This window comes from cf. Phormidesmis sp. LEGE 11477 (genome assembly GCF_015207105.1).
Classification (GTDB): Bacteria; Cyanobacteriota; Cyanobacteriia; order Phormidesmidales; family Phormidesmidaceae; genus Phormidesmis.
On sequence record NZ_JADEXO010000046.1, the window covers coordinates 1 to 16,279 of the forward strand.

9 protein-coding genes are annotated in these 16,279 nt (G+C 50.7%); 6 read left to right on the forward strand and 3 right to left on the reverse strand.

Going from position 1 to position 16,279, the window contains the following annotated elements:
* The first annotated feature begins 272 nt into the window (after window positions 1–272).
* On the forward strand, window positions 273–2,099 hold the full coding sequence (mrdA, locus tag IQ256_RS14515) for a penicillin-binding protein 2 (protein ID WP_193856264.1): 1,827 nt from the start codon (window positions 273–275) through the stop codon (window positions 2,097–2,099).
* A 141-nt stretch (window positions 2,100–2,240) separates the two neighbouring features.
* On the opposite strand, the gene IQ256_RS14520 is transcribed toward mrdA, so the two are convergent.
* Window positions 2,241–2,594 carry a phenylpyruvate tautomerase MIF-related protein gene (locus IQ256_RS14520; RefSeq protein ID WP_193856265.1) on the reverse strand — a complete coding sequence of 118 codons (354 nt, stop codon included), beginning with the start codon at window positions 2,592–2,594 and terminating at the stop codon, window positions 2,241–2,243.
* A gap of 215 nt (window positions 2,595–2,809) precedes the next feature.
* Between IQ256_RS14520 and IQ256_RS14525 the strand changes: the two genes are divergently transcribed.
* Together IQ256_RS14525 and IQ256_RS14530 are read left to right on the forward strand one after the other, a co-directional pair.
* Window positions 2,810–4,228, forward strand: a complete 1,419-nt coding sequence (locus tag IQ256_RS14525; protein ID WP_193856266.1) for a folate/biopterin family MFS transporter — start codon at window positions 2,810–2,812, stop codon at window positions 4,226–4,228.
* A gap of 185 nt (window positions 4,229–4,413) precedes the next feature.
* On the forward strand, window positions 4,414–5,892 hold the full coding sequence (locus IQ256_RS14530) for a carotenoid oxygenase family protein (RefSeq protein WP_193856267.1): 1,479 nt from the start codon (window positions 4,414–4,416) through the stop codon (window positions 5,890–5,892).
* Here the strand turns inward: IQ256_RS14530 and IQ256_RS14535 are convergent.
* Window positions 5,889–6,398: a methylated-DNA--[protein]-cysteine S-methyltransferase gene (locus IQ256_RS14535; RefSeq protein WP_193856268.1), complete on the reverse strand. Its 510-nt coding sequence runs from the start codon at window positions 6,396–6,398 to the stop codon at window positions 5,889–5,891. The genes IQ256_RS14530 and IQ256_RS14535 overlap by 4 nt on opposite strands.
* Window positions 6,398–12,913, reverse strand: coding sequence for a hypothetical protein (locus IQ256_RS14540; protein WP_193856269.1), 6,516 nt, complete (start codon window positions 12,911–12,913; stop codon window positions 6,398–6,400). Before IQ256_RS14540 ends, IQ256_RS14535 begins: the two co-directional genes overlap by 1 nt.
* Before the next feature lie 501 nt (window positions 12,914–13,414).
* Here IQ256_RS14540 and IQ256_RS14545 point away from each other — a divergent pair.
* From IQ256_RS14545 to cobT, 3 genes are all read left to right on the forward strand, one after another.
* The gene (locus IQ256_RS14545) at window positions 13,415–14,104 is read left to right on the forward strand and encodes a Crp/Fnr family transcriptional regulator (RefSeq protein ID WP_193856270.1); all 690 of its coding nucleotides are present in this window, start codon (window positions 13,415–13,417) and stop codon (window positions 14,102–14,104) included.
* A gap of 12 nt (window positions 14,105–14,116) precedes the next feature.
* On the forward strand, window positions 14,117–14,980 hold the full coding sequence (locus tag IQ256_RS14550; protein WP_193856271.1) for a DUF2232 domain-containing protein: 864 nt from the start codon (window positions 14,117–14,119) through the stop codon (window positions 14,978–14,980).
* Window positions 14,981–15,049: 69 nt separating this feature from the next.
* On the forward strand, window positions 15,050–16,147 hold the full coding sequence (gene cobT / locus IQ256_RS14555; RefSeq protein ID WP_193856272.1) for a nicotinate mononucleotide-dependent phosphoribosyltransferase CobT: 1,098 nt from the start codon (window positions 15,050–15,052) through the stop codon (window positions 16,145–16,147).
* The last annotated feature ends 132 nt before the right edge of the window (window positions 16,148–16,279 follow it).

The following is a 16,279-nucleotide window of genomic DNA, read 5'->3' on the forward strand; positions in this document are numbered from 1 at the left end:
CCCCTGCACCACCGCCGCCACCTGCGGCTCCTATTCCACTACCGCCTACCGCTGCGCCGCCGCCGCCAGCTCCAGCTCCAGCTCCAGCGCCCGCTCCTACACCACCACGGCCTAGAGCTTTGGACAACTAGGACTTCAGATAATTAGAACGCTGTGTATCTAGGAGCCCTAGAAAGTTCTAGGTAGCTAAAGCACAGGTAAAATAGGCAGCACAATTAAAGTACATAGTAGCTAAGCTGTAGAGTAGCTCTAGTTTACGGCCCTAAGATAGTATGGCTTTTTCTCAGCGCACAACCTCTAGTTTTAGCTCATCTAGCTTTGGCGAAAAGAAAAGCGGACGTACGGTTGGTCGTCAATACCAGTCAGTTGTGATCATGCTACTGCTGAGCCTTTCGATGATTGGGGGCATTGGCAGTCGTTTGGCCTATCTTCAGATCGTTCAGGGAGAGCGCAATCGTGAGCTAGCTGAAGATAACCGAGTCCTGCTATTACCCAGGCGACCCGCTAGAGGAACCATCTTTGATCGTAACGGTGAAGTTTTAGTGGGTTCACGGCTATCTCATTCCGTTTCTATTTGGCCGATCGCACTTCCCAAAGAAAATGCGGACAAAAGGGAAGTCATCGAGCGCCTAGCGCAGATATTAGATGTGCCAGTTGAAGAAATAGACGAGCGCCTAGCGCAAAGTAGCTATAACCTCAATAAGTCTGTGCCAATTGCGCGAGGATTAAGCTCTGCTCAAACCACTGCACTCGCAGAATACGCAAACCAGCTACCCGGCATTCGCGTAGAAGCAGAAGCCGTTCGTAACTATCCTCGTGGGGACTTAGCTGCCCACGTCTTAGGGTATACCGGTGAGCTCAATGATGCTGAGCTAGAAACACTCAAAGAAGAAGGCTATCGACTAGGGGATGTCATCGGTAAGCTGGGATTAGAGAAGGCTCTAGAGTCTCAGCTACGTGGGGAGTGGGGCGGCCAGCAAGTAGAAGTGGACAGCAGTGGCCGCGTACTCAGTATCATTGGTGAAAAGCCTTCGATATCTGGTCAAGACGTACAGATTACCTTAGATTTAGAGCTGCAAAGGGCGGCAGAAGAAGCGCTCGGTGACACCATAGGTGCCATCGTGGCGATCGATCCGCGTGACGGCGCAGTCAGAGCGATGGTCAGCAGACCTACCTTCGATCCCAATATCTTTTCTACTCGAATTACTCAAGCCCAGTGGGAGCAAATTACGAAAAACGGCTATCCCTTAGTAAACCGGGCTATGCGTGCCTATGCGCCTGCTAGTACATTCAAGGTAGTAACCGCAACGGCGGGTATGGAATCAGGTAAATTCTCCCCTGATGTTGTGCTGCAAACCTATCCATTTTTGACTATTGGCGGTATTCAGTTCTGGGACTGGAACAATGCCGGCTTTGGGCCTTTGGGATTTAGGGGGGCGATGGCAATGAGTAGCGACACGTTCTTTTATCAGATCGGCAGAGGCGTGGGTGAGAAAAGCCTGCAAGAGTGGATGCATAACTATGGGTTAGGAGAGCTAACTGGGATTGAGCTAGGCGATGAGGAAGATAAAGGGCTGGTGCCCGACGAAGCCTGGAAGCGTCAAGTTCTAGATGAGCCCTGGTATCTAGGCGATACGATCAATTCCTCGATTGGGCAAGGAAATGTACTGGCAACGCCTTTGCAGATAGCGGTGATGTTTGCAGTTGTGGCCAATGGAGGCGATCGCGTCACCCCGCACTTCGTCATGGACGAGGAGCAAGATCCTCAACAGTGGCGAACCTCTATAGGCATGAAGCCCAGCACCGTAAAAGTATTAGAAGAGAGTCTGCGTCAGGTGGTAACCGCAGGCACAGGGGGAGCCGTGAACGATCCGGCCCTCCCCCCGATTGCGGGCAAAAGCGGAACAGCCGAAGCCCAGCCTAGAAAAAGCCACACTTGGTTTGGCGCTTATGGCCCCTACGAGAATCCTGAGATCGTAGTGGTTGCCTTTGGGGAGCACTCTGGCGGCGGCGGTGGCTCTTTTGCTGCGCCTATGGTGAAGAAGGTGCTAGATCAGTATTTTGGGGTAGAGCAAAAGGAAGGATCGACGACACAGTAGGGCGGGGCAGTAGGTAGAGAAAGATGGAAAGTGAGCCGTCGAAAGCAAGATCTTGCAACGCGCTTTCTATTGCGTTGGACAAACAAAACAGCTCACTACGGCTCACTACCTTCTTAGTCCAAAGCCTTTATCCAAAAGCCTCTATCCAAAAGTAGTCCCGTTCCAGCCCCACATTGCGCCTTGTGAATCAGCAAAGTCGATGTAGGTACGGTTGGGAGGAACGCCAAGGGAAGCTTGAACTTTGGCACAAAAGTCCTGACTCATCGTTTGGGTTTTATCGCTACCCATGGTGCCGACGCTTTTGATCTGGATATAGCAGGTAGGGTCGCTGGTGCCACCGAAGGTCATTGCTGTACCAGGTTCGAATGCCGTCATGACGTAGGATTCGGGTTTGTTTAGATGTTTAGCTAGGCTAGCTGATAGCTGTTTGAGTAGATCCTCGACAGTGGTTTTAGCCGGTGATTCTACTGAGGTTTGGACTTTGATTAGGGGCATGAGATAACACGCTTTACGGGGATAGACTATTTCTATCATCTCAAATCGCACTGATATACAGCGAAGCTATACGGCAGAGTGTGGAATGCTATAGCAACCAGCGAATCAGTTCTTCGTTGATAACCTTACAGAGCCAAGCACTCAACCAATAGAGAGACTTTTTAGAACAAATCGAAGAAGCCAGCTATCATAGAAGAGACTTTACACTTCTTCACATGTCAGCGTCTTCGACTACCCAGCGTTCAGTAGGCCAGCGGGTCAAAGGCTTTATTGAAAAGCGAATCCTATTAGGTCAGCCACTGACGCTAGAGCTGAGCGCGATTTTAATCGTGTATTTTGTCCAGGGAATTTTGGGACTGGCTCGTTTAGCTGTGAGCTTTTTTTTGAAAGATGACATTGCCCTATCGCCAGCAGAGGTGTCGGCGCTGATGGGCATTGCGGCGCTGCCGTGGACAATCAAACCCGTCTTCGGCTTTTTGTCAGATGGGCTGCCAATCTTTCGATACCGACGACGGCCCTATTTGATTTTGTCTGGCGTGATTGGGGCGATCGCGTGGCTGTCTCTAGCTACTGTTGTTCATACTGGCCTGAGCGCGACGATAGCAATTCTCTTGACCTCGCTCTCAGTAGCGATTTCAGATGTCATCGTTGATTCGCTAGTCGTAGAACGTGCGAGAGAAGAAGATCAAGGAAACGTAGGCACACTGCAGTCTCTAGCCTGGGGAGCCTCAGCAGTAGGTGGAGTGATCACCGCTTACCTAGGCGGACTGTTGTTAGAGCGTACTAGCAATCAGGTTATTTTTGGCATTACCGCAACTTTTCCGCTGGTTGTCTGCGGCGTGGCGTGGTTAATCGCAGAAGATCCCGTCACGGAGAAGTCAAATCTTGAGGTTGTCATTAATCAAGTCAGGCTGTTGAAACAGGCTGTCTCCCAAAAAGTCATCTGGATGCCAGCACTGTTCTTATTTTTGTGGCAAGCAACGCCTACCGCTGATTCGGCCTTCTTCTTCTTTTCTACCAATGAACTAGGTTTTGCGCCTGAGTTTTTAGGTCGAGTCAGGCTGGTCACTAGCCTGGCGTCTTTAATAGGTATCTGGATTTTTCAAAGGTTCCTCAAAGAAGTCTCCTTTCGTAAAATCTTTGGCTGGTCTACGCTCATCTCGGCAGCGCTGGGAATGACCACCCTTTTACTGGTGACTCACGCAAACCGCAGCCTAGGCATAGACGATCAGTGGTTTAGCTTGGGCGATAGTTTGGTGCTGACTGTAGCAGGGCAAATTGCCTTTATGCCTGTGCTCGTACTTTCGGCCAGACTGTGCCCTGCTGGTGTAGAAGCAACGCTGTTTGCGCTGCTGATGTCTGTTGTAAATCTGGCCGGGCTGCTCTCTCATGAGCTAGGGGCGCTGCTCACTCATCAGCTTGGCATCACCGAGACCAACTTTCAGAACCTATGGCAGCTGGTGCTGCTGACTAATCTAACTACGCTCTTGCCGCTACCTCTGTTAGGTTTACTGCCAGCAGCCTCTGCTGTGGGCAGCGAAGAAGTCAGGGATGGCGGTGCTGATTCGGTGCTGGTTCTTGCTACGCCGGAGGTGACAGACGACGCCAATGTTCGCCTAGATATTTCACTCTAGGCATTTTACGTCGGGCATTTCACGCTGGGCATTTCACGTTAGAGATCTCATTCTAGATATCTCACCTGAGGACAAAGTGCTTACACCTTTCTGTTTTAGATAAGACAATCGGCCTCAAGTATCTTCTGATAGATACTGATTCTCGTTCGACCGTATATTCCAATCACTTTCAACCTTTTCAACCTATGCAAACGCTCGAAGCTCCTAACCAAACACTCTCTTACACTCGTGAAGATTGGATAAGTGGCTACCGCTCCCAGCCAGAAGAATTTGCCTACTGGATCGATAATGTCGAAGGAGAGATTCCTGCGGATCTAGAAGGAACAGTGTTTCGCAACGGTCCAGGACTGACAGATGTCAACGGCCATCGGCTGAAGCATCCTTTTGACGGCGATGGCATGATCAGCTCGGTTGCCTTTAAAGGCGGTAAGGCTTTCTATCGCAACAAATTTGTGCAGACTGAAGGATATACCGCCGAGCAAAAAAGTGGTAAGCCTGAATACCGAGGTGTTTTTGGGACTCAAAAACCGGGCGGATGGATAGCAAACGCTTTTGATCTGAAGCTGAAGAACATTGCGAACACGCATGTCGTGTACTGGGGCAATAAGCTACTTGCTCTGTGGGAAGCAGCAGAACCCCATAGATTAGATCCGCAGACGCTAGAAACGATAGGGATTGATTATCTCGATGGTTTGTTGAAAAAAGGAGATGCCTTTGCCGCACATCCGAAATTTGATCCAGACTGTGAAGGAACACAGCGGATGATTAATTTTGGTGTAAAAGCAGGACTTTCTAGCACGATTAGTCTGTATGAGTTCACACCAGACGGACAGCTTGCTCATCAGCATAAGCACAGCGTACCGGGCTTTGCCTTTCTCCACGACTTTGCAATCACACCAAACTATTGCATCTTCGTGCAAAATCCAGTGGGCTTTAATCCTTTGCCGTTTGTTTTTGGCCTCAAGGGGGCGGCGGAATGCATTCAGTTTGATTCAAAACAGCCAACCAAGATTGTTTTGATCCCTCGCAATGGCAAGGATGAAATTCGCTTTTTCGATACCGATCCTTGCTTTGTCTTTCATCACGCGAATGCCTTTGAGCAAGGCGATCAGCTGATTCTAGATTCGGTTTGTTATGACAGTTTCCCAAGCATCGATGATGCGGAAGATTACAGCACTGTAGATTTTGATCATGTACCGGCTAGTCAGCTCTGGCGATTCACAATTGATTTGACGACAGAGAAAGTAGATGTGAAGAAATTGATTGAGCGGCCCTGCGAGTTTCCGACGCTAAATCCGAGGCAAGTAGGTAGGGAGTATCGCTATCTATTTATGGGTGCAACAGATGGCCTAGTCAAGAATGCGCCGCTGCAGGCCCTGATCAAAAGGGATATGAAAACGGGAGAAGAGCAGCTATGGAGCGCGGCACCACGCGGATTTGGGGGAGAGCCACTGTTTGTAGCAAGGCCGGGAAGCGAGGTGGAAGATGATGGATGGGTGCTGCTGTGGATTTATAATGCGGCGGGCGATCGCACCGAACTCGCTATCTTTGACGCAAAAGACATCGCACCCGGCCCCATCGCGACGCTGAAGCTAAAGCATCACATTCCCTATGGCTTACACGGTAGCTTCGTATCAGAGTACTTTGGACCAGCGCTCACCTAAGTATCTTGATATAGCAGATCTAGCTGAGCCACTGGTTCCTCATGCTGCAGCAGCCAGTGTTTTCGTTCAATGCCACCTGCATAGCCAGTGAGCCTACCGTTGGCGGCAATTACTCTATGACAAGGAACAATAATAGAGATCGGATTACGACCATTGGTAGCCCCTACCGCCCTAGAGGCATTCGGCTGTCCGAGTCTCCTGGCTAACTCGCCATACGAGATCGTTCTACCAAAAGGAATATCAGACAGATGCTGCCAAACCTGCTTTTGAAAATTCGTTCCTTTGGGTGAAAGCGGCAGGTTGAACTGTTGCCTGCGATTGTTGAAATATTCAGTCAGCTGTTGACAGGTGCGAGCGAAGGGAGCTGCGTCAGGCAGTTCCTGCCAATCAGTGGTAATGAGAGGAAAGTGCTTTTGCCCTTTTAGATAGAGGCCAGTGAGCGATCGCCCATCAGAAGTCAGCAGCAGCTCGCCAATAGGACTTTCTGACCAGCTGTAGTAAGTCATTACTGTCTCTTTTCCACGCTTTCGATCTCCGTTTGAGCAGTCAGAGAATCTGCTGTCATCGGCTTATCTAGCGATTGAGCTTTAGTCGATAGTAAAGACTCTAGGTGAGAGCGCAGTCTTTCACCCTGCTCAAAATCGGCGACATAGATTTGTCCCCCCTGTTTCCTCAGTAAAGGCAGCTCTGCTAACAGACGGTAGTTCTCAATATCTGAGGTTTGGGCGCTGACCAAAGGGCGATCGCCTTCGGTAGGCACTAAACCCGGTGGCAAACGACCTTCGATCAGCGCTAGCAGATGCGCCTGACAAGCTGGAATATCCACACCGCGCTGAGCCAGTAGGTGCATAATGCCACCAGCCGGTAAGGGCTGCTCTGGCAAAGTGCGTAACAGCTCTAACAGCAGGAAATAGTCGTTGTAGCGATGGCGAGTAGTGTCTAGAACAGCAGGATAGTGACATAGATTCGCTAAACCATAGGCAACTCGACTACAGCTATTAGAGTACTCACCAGCGTAGGTATCTTGAATAATGGTAGCGTTAGGAAATTTTTGTCTAAGCCAGTCGGAGATCGTCCCTAATGAAGCGGCACCCCCTGTACAAATAACTTGCTTGATTGACTGAGGTGAGAGGGGTTTTTGATCGAATAGGGCGCGGGTTAACCGATCGATGCGCTGAATATAGGGAGCGAAGACCTTGGCCTCTAGATCTTTGCGCGTGATAATCCAGGTGCGATCGCCTAGTTGCACATCCACTTCTTCATCTTCTTGCAGCATCATCTTTAGATCCTGAGCAGCGGCTAGGGCCTGTCGTCCTAAAGATGAATCGTTCAATCGCTGATACAGACGGTGACGGATGATTCGATCGGCCTCACCCGGTCGAGGCAGCTGAAGCTGATCGAGCTTCAAACTTTCCCAGTCATTAGCAGAAAATTGAGCGGATGATTCGTCCTCTCTCGCTTCATTTTGAATAGGCAGATGTAGTAGCTGACAGATAATGTCTTGGTCTATGCCGTCGCCTGCGTAGGTATAGCTGCGCGAAGTAAAGTCTGCATAGCTCAGCTGCGTGAGATCTTTCGGCAGATCGGCGATCGCAACTTCGGTTAGTGCTGCCCCCGCGCTCACGATAACGGTACCACCGCTCCAGTTGCAGTTGTACAAACCCGGCTGCTGATTATCGCTGGAGACATCTACACCGGGCATTGGCAAAGCAGATAGCAAAGCAGCGATCGCATCTTCTACAAAGAAAATCTGATCGGGCCTCGCCACCAGCTTGGTTGATAGCACCGCCTCGCGAATATTAAAGCTATAGGTATCTGGCCAGTTGGTCGGATAGCCGATGATCACACTTTGTAAATTCGCCAGCGCTCGGCGCAAAACGGTATCTTTTAGCCCCACGGCATGACAGCTCATATGGCTAGGGCTCAGCGTTCGTAATAGATCGCAAATTGCTGTTTGCAAAGATAGTAGTGGCAACGACATTTGATCAGACCACTGCATCCATGGCTCTCCTGAGACATCATCAGGAATGCCAGTTTTGACCATCGGTTTGAGCGATCGCAGCAAAGGCATATCCTCTTGCTGCAGCGCCGCTGGGCCCACTACACCAATGCCTAGCTGCCCAGTTGGCCCTTGTGTATTCACAGCAGCCACCGCTGGCAAGCGGAAGCGTTTGGCCTCGCGATCGCCTGCCACACTCCAGCACAGCTCATACATACGGTGAGTACGCCGCTCCATCAACACCGCTGATATGCCTGTCGTCCCCAAGTCGATACTCAGAAACCAGTTTGTCGGTCTATCCTCGTCGTCAAAGGTCAACCCTTCGTGATCAATCGGCTGAAGGGCAGTCTCTTTGACCGTTGTCTGGGCTGATTCTACTGACGCTAGCTCAGCAGCATCGGCCAAATCGGACAGCTCTATTGAGGGCGGCTGTGAACTATCAGATTGCGGAGAACTGTCTGGCTGCTCGGGCGAATCAATTGGGTCGATCGGCGGATCAACTAGTAAAGCAGTTGCCGGAACAGCAGATGGCAGCTCTGCTGGTGGCTCGGCAGAAGCAGTAAGCTGGCTAATCGCTCGATCTTCTTCTAAAGGAATTGCTGATTCTTCAGAGCTTTCTGACTCATTCTCCAGTGAAGTTGATGGTGAGACTTCTGTTACTGTTGTCATCGAATCTGCTGCTGACGGCTCTTCCGCTGGCTGATTTTCTGCAGGGCGATCTTCTACAGACTGACTCATGTCGAAGAAGTCGAGGTCATCGTCAAATAGAGGCACCGGACTATCAGTCTCAGGTTGTCCTAGCGTTGTTAGCAGTTCCATATCGTCAGCTAGCAGTTCCGTCACACCCGTCGAAGGTAAGCCTTCGACAGAAAGACCCTCGAAAGCAGAGTCTTCAATGAAAAGAGCTTCTATCGGCATTTCTCCAACAGGCACCTCTTCATCGAACATTTCTACAACAGGTAGCTCTTCATCGAACATTGCCTCAATAGGCGTCTCTTCATCGGATACTTCTTCGGCAGGCTCGTCCACCAGCATTGGCATGACGGTATCGGAGGACTCGGTATCGGAGGACTCAGTAGAGGACTCGGTGTTGGAAGACTCAGTAGAGACCTCAGCCGAGACAGCGGCAGGCTGGTCTGCTGCAATGGCCATCGACTCCAGGTCATCTGAATCGCTCTCTAGTGCTGCAATATCTAAATCTGCAGTATCTAAATCTGCAGCATCGACCGCTCCACTTAGTTCATCTAAGATTGGCTCATCTGGGATTGGCTCATCTGGGATTGGCTCATCTGGGATTGGCTCATCTGGGATTGGCTCGTCTGGGTTCGGTTCATCTGGAATCAATGCAGACTCTAAAGACTCTGAAGCAATAGGCGAACTTGAGCGTGAGACAAAAACATCCTCGGACAGCTCTGAGACGGTTGGTTCTTCTAGATCGGGAACCAGCTCGTCTTCAGCTACCGCTGGCGCTTCGAGGGCGTTTCGTATCGACGCCTGATTGTCTTCTTCTAACGCATTTTGTAACTCGTCTGATAGTGCCGTATCGCTCTCTTCTAACAGAGGAAGCTGGTCTGGCACCTCTTCGTCGGTATCGATTATGTCCGGTGTCAGAGATGACTCTAAAACTTCGACCGACTGGCTCTCTTGATGTTCTTCGAAGCCACGTTCTTCAAAGTCATGTTCTTCGAAGAACGTGCTAGCGTTCACTGGCGCTTCTTCGGCACTATACGACTCAACCTGGCTATCTACTTGCTGGCTATCTACTTGACCGCTGCCGTCTTCAGGCTCTACAACCTCGGTTATATCGTTAGTCTCGTTGTTAAGCCCTTCTGTATTAGGCTCTTCCACACCGGGCTCTTCTGCCAGGCCGATTTCATTCAGCTGATTAGTTTCACCTGATTGCTCGATTCGATCTGAGCGACTAATTTCCTCGTCTATAGGTTCGTCAGCAAGGTCGTCTGTGTCTGTGAGTTCGTTATTGGGTTCATCTGGAATTAAAGCTGATTCTAGAGGCGCTGGTTCTAGAGACGTTGTTATAGAAGTGGCTCGTGAGATCAAGGCGTCTTCAGACAGATAAGAAACGGTCGGCTCTTCTAAATCTGGCACCAGCTCGTCTGTATCTACCGATGACATCTGATCAATTGCGTTACGGATTGATGCCTGATTGTCTTCTTCTAACGTGTCTAATAAATCTTCTGATAGCTCTTCTGGTAGACCCTCTGATAGTGCAGTGTCAGAACTATTAGGTAGAAACATATCGTCTTGAGTCTCCTCGGCGTCAGGAGAATTTAGAGAAAAAGACTCTGAATCTTCGACTAGCTGACTTGTATCAACTGTGGGCTCTTCCACTCCTGACTCGGCGATTACAGTCGCTGGCTCAGTCACCCTCGTGGCATTCATGTACTCATCTTCAGCACTATCATGCTCTTCTTCAAGACTCTCTAATCCTAGGTAGCTTTCTTCGAGCGCGCGTTCTTCAGGTGCAATCTCTTCAGCATTTACATGCTCATCGTCTTCGTTATTTGAGATGTCTTCTGAGACGGTCTCTTCTGAGGCGGGCTCTTCTAAGACGTCTTCTGATGGCGACATTGCTGGAATGGCGACAGACGGCAGAAGAGGACCCAAATCAGGTAATACGGCGGCAAGCTCTACATCGTTTTCAGCTTCGTAGGTATCTATTGCTGATTGCGCCTCGGCGCTGTTGGTTCCTAACGCTGTCTCGGATGATTGATCAGAATCGTTAGTTGCCTCCATTGCTGGAGGAAGAAGGTCATCCGCAGGCACCTTGGCAGCGGTCAATTCATCGTCAACGGCTAGATCATCGATAGTCAGATCGTCAATGGTTAGCCCGGCTAGGAAGGTAGCATCTGCTGTGGGCATTACTTTTGCTTCAATCTCAGGATCTTCAGTTTCGGCTTCGGCTATCTGCGCGTCTGCGATCGCAGCATCTACCATAATCTCATCTGGTACAGGAGCGCTCTGATCGCTTCGATCAACGTCCAATTTCAACAGGTCAACATCGATTGTGCCGTCTTCTCGGATGAACGTTGTCGGATCGATGTCGCTAGCTTCAGGGTCTAATTCGTCAGCATTTAGTTCATTGACGTTAGGCTCACCTGGCAAGATCTCATCGAGAGAATTCACAGTATCTCTGGCTGGACTTGCGGCGACTAGCAAAGCTTCAGTATCTTCTGCAGCCATCTCTGGCTGGCTATTCTCTTCTACATCAGCTGCTTCTGTATCAGACTCTTCTGAGTCAACCTCTTCCGAGCCAGCCTCTTCCAAATCGAATTCTTGCTCGGGGGCTGTTCTCGCAGCTGGCTCTGGCTCTGGCATCGAAAGATCATCTGTGAATAAATCATCTGACAATTCATCCATCAGCTCGTCTAGCTCTGCATCATCTAACTCAGTAATCGGCAACACGGACGTATCACTTGAAGCATCATTAGATGACGTAGCAGGAGGTGACGTAGCAGGCATAGAGGCAGTCGTTTGATCGAGCTGGTCGAGCTGTGTAGTCAGACGCTCGACGAGCGATCGCATTACCTCTTCGCCCTGACGGCCTAGGCTTTTCACCGTTTCGATCTCTTCCCTTAGCGATCGCACAACTCCCTCACCCCGATGGCTCAGGCTCTGCATCGTTTCAAGCTCTTCGCTCAGCGAGGCTTGATAATCGTTGATATTACTTTGCAGCGTTTCGATCTCTTCGCTCAGCGATCGCACAGTCCCCTCACCCTGACGGCCTAGGCTGTGCATCGTTTCGAGCTCTTCGCTTAGTAACCGCACAGATCCCTCACCCTGACGGCCTAGGCTGTGCATCGTTTCGAGCCCTTCATTTAGCGAGGTTTGATAGCCGCTGATATTGCTTTGCAGCGTTTCAAACATCTGCTGCAAGAGCGATCGCACCTCCTCTTCGCCCTGGCGACTCAAGCTGTGTGTAGTCTCAATCTCTTCACTCAGCGAGGTTTGATAGCCGCTGATGTTGCTTTGCAGCGTTTCAAACATCTGTTGCCAAAGCGATCGCATCTCCTCTTCGCTTTGGCGACCTAGGCTGTGCGTCGTTTCAATTTCTTCGCTCAGCGAGGTTTGATAGCCGCTGATATTGCTTTGCAGGGTTTGAAACGCCTGTTGTAGCGTCGAATCAATCTCTACTAGCAGTTGATCGGAGCGCGACTGAAGCTGCTGCATCTTTTCTAGCTGAGCCTCACGGCTAGGCTGTAAGGCCAATCGATCAGATTCTGTGGTGGCTTTGATCGCGGCGATCGCAGCGGCATGGTCTGATTCCATCTGCACTAGCGTCTGTGTCACCTGTGTAGACAAGTTCTCTTGCAAACGCTCCATCAGCGCTGATAGAAACTGATTGAGCTGCGCTTCAGCGATCTCCTGGCGCACCTCTTGATTACGCGCCTCCTGATTACGCGCCTCAGCAGCTTGACGCTCATTAGTCTGTTCGGCCAACTGCTCAGCTAGCGTCTGACTAACCTGCGATCGCTGCTCTTCTAACGTCTCAACCTCTTGCTGCAGTACCTCTCTAGCCGACTGCAAACGGTCTATTTCTAGGCGCAACGGCTCCAACGCGCTCGACTTCAAGAATCTCATCTCGGTTCGTAGCTCCCGCAGCAAATCTTCAGCAGATTTGACCGCAGCGCTATCGACAGGGCTACTTGCAGAGGCGCTATCCGCAGAAACGCTTTCCACGGATCTACCTTTTGCCTGCACCGAAGCAGCAGCAGACGACGATCCTAGGGATTGATCAAGTGTCTGATAGGGCGATCGCCCCGCCAAAGCATTGTCCACTTGAGCATCGAGCCGTCCTGTATTGGGATCGACTGGCCCCCACCCACCGGGCACTTCAAACATCTGCTCTAGCGACATCAAATAGGTCTGTGCTCGCGCGAGCGCCTGACGCTGGGGTTCAATCTCACTGGCTTTCACCCAGGGCGTTCTTGGCTTCTGTGCCCCCAAGGCCCGTTCTATGTCAGCGATCAGCGATTGAATTTGTTCCTTCTGAGAAGTCACCATGAATGCCTTAAGTATAGTCAAAGATTCTTTACCCAAAAGCTGCTTGGCGCTAACAGCAAAAGTAGAGTATTCGGCCAGAGGAGGGCTGTAAATAAGCTAGCTTAGACAGTAAATGCTCAAAGTTTAAGTCAGCTTTGCCCAAAAAAACGCCCGCTCGAACCGTTCGCTCAAACCGCTCGCTCTGAAAGCGGCTTCATCCCGGCTCTACTACATAGATTTTGGGCTAGCTAGTAGTATTGGTTACAGCATTAGGAACGCAAACGAATATCCCGGAAAGTATACTATTCCTGTCTTTTTTGCAATGATCCTAAACAATAGAAGAGAATGGTATAAGTTATAAAACTTTAGATAGGCTCAAGTAGTATCAAAAATTGTTGCGATACTAGGGTCGATACCTCTGTCTAAAAGCGCCTGTTCTTCGGTATAGGGCTGTTTGATCTCCAAACGACGTGCATTCTGCTGTTTCAATCGACCCTTGTATACGCTATTTACTAGTTGACCATGGACGGACACCCTCTCGATACCAGCGAACTTATCCGCATTACTCCTTTTTTTTCTGAGCTCGATCCGGCGCTAGCCACAGAGGCTGCTGATCAGGTAGTTACCCGTCACCATCCTGCGAACCAGGTTATTTTGCTAGAGAACGACTGGGGAAATTCTGTCTACTTTGTTCTAGAAGGCTGGGCAAAAATCCGAACATACAATATAGATGGCAAGGAAGTCACGCTCAATATTTTAGGGAAAGGTGAGGTGTTTGGTGAGATGGCTCCTTTGGAGGAAATTCCGCGCTCTACCGATGTGATTACCCTGACGCCGACTGTCATTGGCAGCATGCCTGCACCGCATTTCGTTAAACTGCTCCATACAGAGCCGATGGCGGGTCTATATCTAGCGAGGCTGATGGCCAAGCGTCTAAGACAGGTTAATCGCCGCCTGCGTCTGCGTGAATCAGATAGTCAGTCGCGCGTTGCGGACGTTCTCTTGTTTTTGGCAGAAGGTCAGGGCAAAATCGCGGGTCAAGGAATGGAAATCCCTAACCTACCTCATCGAGAGCTCAGCGGACTGAGTGGGCTGGCTAGAGAAACGGTGACCCGAGTGCTGAACAAGCTAGAGAAGAAAGGATTAATTCAGCGCGATCGCGATATCCTCAAAATCATCGATATCGAAACCCTCGAAAAACTTCTGGGATAGCAGTCTTTGTCTATGACCGAGCCCAACCACGATCCAGTCTCAGAGCAAACAAAGGACGATGAGCCTTGGATAAAAGACGATGAGCCTTGGATATCGGATTCTGCGCTGCCTGCTACCCATGCTGCCGATCGCTATTTTGCTCGGCCCAGCCGCGCTACGAACACAGCTCATCCTCACGATCCTGCTCAGGCTGCTCAGCCCGCCGACCAACCCCCAATTTCGCCTAATCGTTCTCTGCCGCCTTCCCCGCTGCCTCTAGTCGAGACTGCCTTTCTCGCGAGCGCCGCTAGTCTCATGTGGTTAGTCAACGTCTACTTTCCGCCCGGTCCACTGCTACGAATTCTGTTTCCCTTACCAATTACGCTGATCTACCTACGTTGGAATGCCCGCGCTGCTTGGATGGGGACAGCGGTATCTGGGCTATTGCTCACTATCTTGCTAGGTCCTACTCGCAGTGTCCTATTTGTGATGCCCTATGGGATTTTAGGCGTGCAGCTAGGGTATCTGTGGCGTCGCAAAGCCGGATGGGGGATTGCTATTTTGACTGGGGGACTGCTCGTTGCGTTTGGCACGTTCTTTCGAATTTGGCTGGTCTCTATCTTGGCAGGCGAAGATCTGTGGGGCTATCTGATTGCTCAGATTACTCAGTTTATTGACTGGAGCGTCAGGCTGCTGACCAACTGGGGCTGGATTGGGCTAGGGCGATTTGGCCAACCCAATATGGAAGTGATTGCGATCGCGGCTGTCTTTATGACCGTCTTCGCCAGCGTTGTTTATCTATTTACCGTACATCTTGCCGCCTGGCTGATCCTAGAGCGTCTTGGTATTGCCATGCCAGAGCCGCCTAACTGGGTCCAGGTGCTGATAGATGAGTAGCACGAAAATAAGTAGCCTGATCAAAGTTCTGATGATTAATATCTGATGATTTCTGGTGATTAGAGTCTGATGATCAAAGTCTGCGCCGAAGCGGTTCCGGGCGAGAGCCGCCGATGGCTTGAGCACTACCAAGGAAAGAAGCCTCTGTTTGCCTGCGTTCTTAGCTTCACAGAAACCGCCCTCCTGCCAAATATCTCTGCTGCCGGACAAACCTCTCAAGACCGACTAGCTACTGCAGCTACCGACGGTAGCTATTTGCTCAAAGGAACACCGCTAGTCTCCCTATCATCTGGCGTTTCTCCTGCTGTGATTACTCGCGCTATCTTGCGCGGACAGACTATTCACTGTCAGCTAGTGAGTACTGGGCTGCCGACAGCGCTTAGCGTTCCACATCTGTCGCTACCTCGAACCCTAGCCAAATCTGTCCAAACGGGGCAGGCGATGTCGATAGCCGAAGTTAGCCAGCTCTTCTACTCAGCTCAAGCGCTAGGCCACCAGTTAGCCAGGCAGCTAGCTAATCACTGCCAAGACAGCTATCTAATCGTCGGAGAATGCGTGGTTGGTGGGACGACGACAGCCCAAGCCATACTGACGGGCCTAGGCTATGCCGTTGCTGGCCAAATGAGCAGCAGCTGGCGAGGGGGCAATCATTTACAAAAGCAAGCCTTGATTAAGCGCGGATTGGCGGAGTGGAAAGCTAGATGGCCGCAGCCTCAGCAGGCATCGGCTCTAGGGTTGGTTGCAGCGATAGGCGATCCGATGCAGATTGCAGCGGCGGGCATAGCACTATCGGCGAGTCAGTCGGGCGGGGTGCTGCTAGCAGGGGGGTCGCAGATGCTAGCGGTCTACGCGCTGTGCCAGGCGCTAGCGAGAGAAGAATGCATTGGGTGGCAGCCTGAGCAAGTCTTGGTAGGTACTACCCGCTGGGTAATAGAAGATTCCAGCGCGGATACAGTGGCGATCGCCAGGCAGATAGGCGCTGCTTACCTAGCCAGCGAAATCACTTTTGCTCAGTCCCCTTATATGCAGCTCCAGGCTTATGAGCGAGGGTTTGTGAAAGAGGGTGTGGGTGCCGGGGGATGTGCGATCGCCGCGCATCTGTACAAAAAATGGACGCGATCGCAGATTCGGCATGCGGTTGAAGCTCAGCTCCGGCAATCTATCTGACAAGCGCCCAACAATAGCTAATTCAACGAGATTTAGACCAATCGAACCCAGCCAATACAGCACAAAAAAAGGCAGTACCTTCAGTAGTGCCTTCCAAACGGTGCCTTTAACGAGTAGAAATTTTGAGCCTTT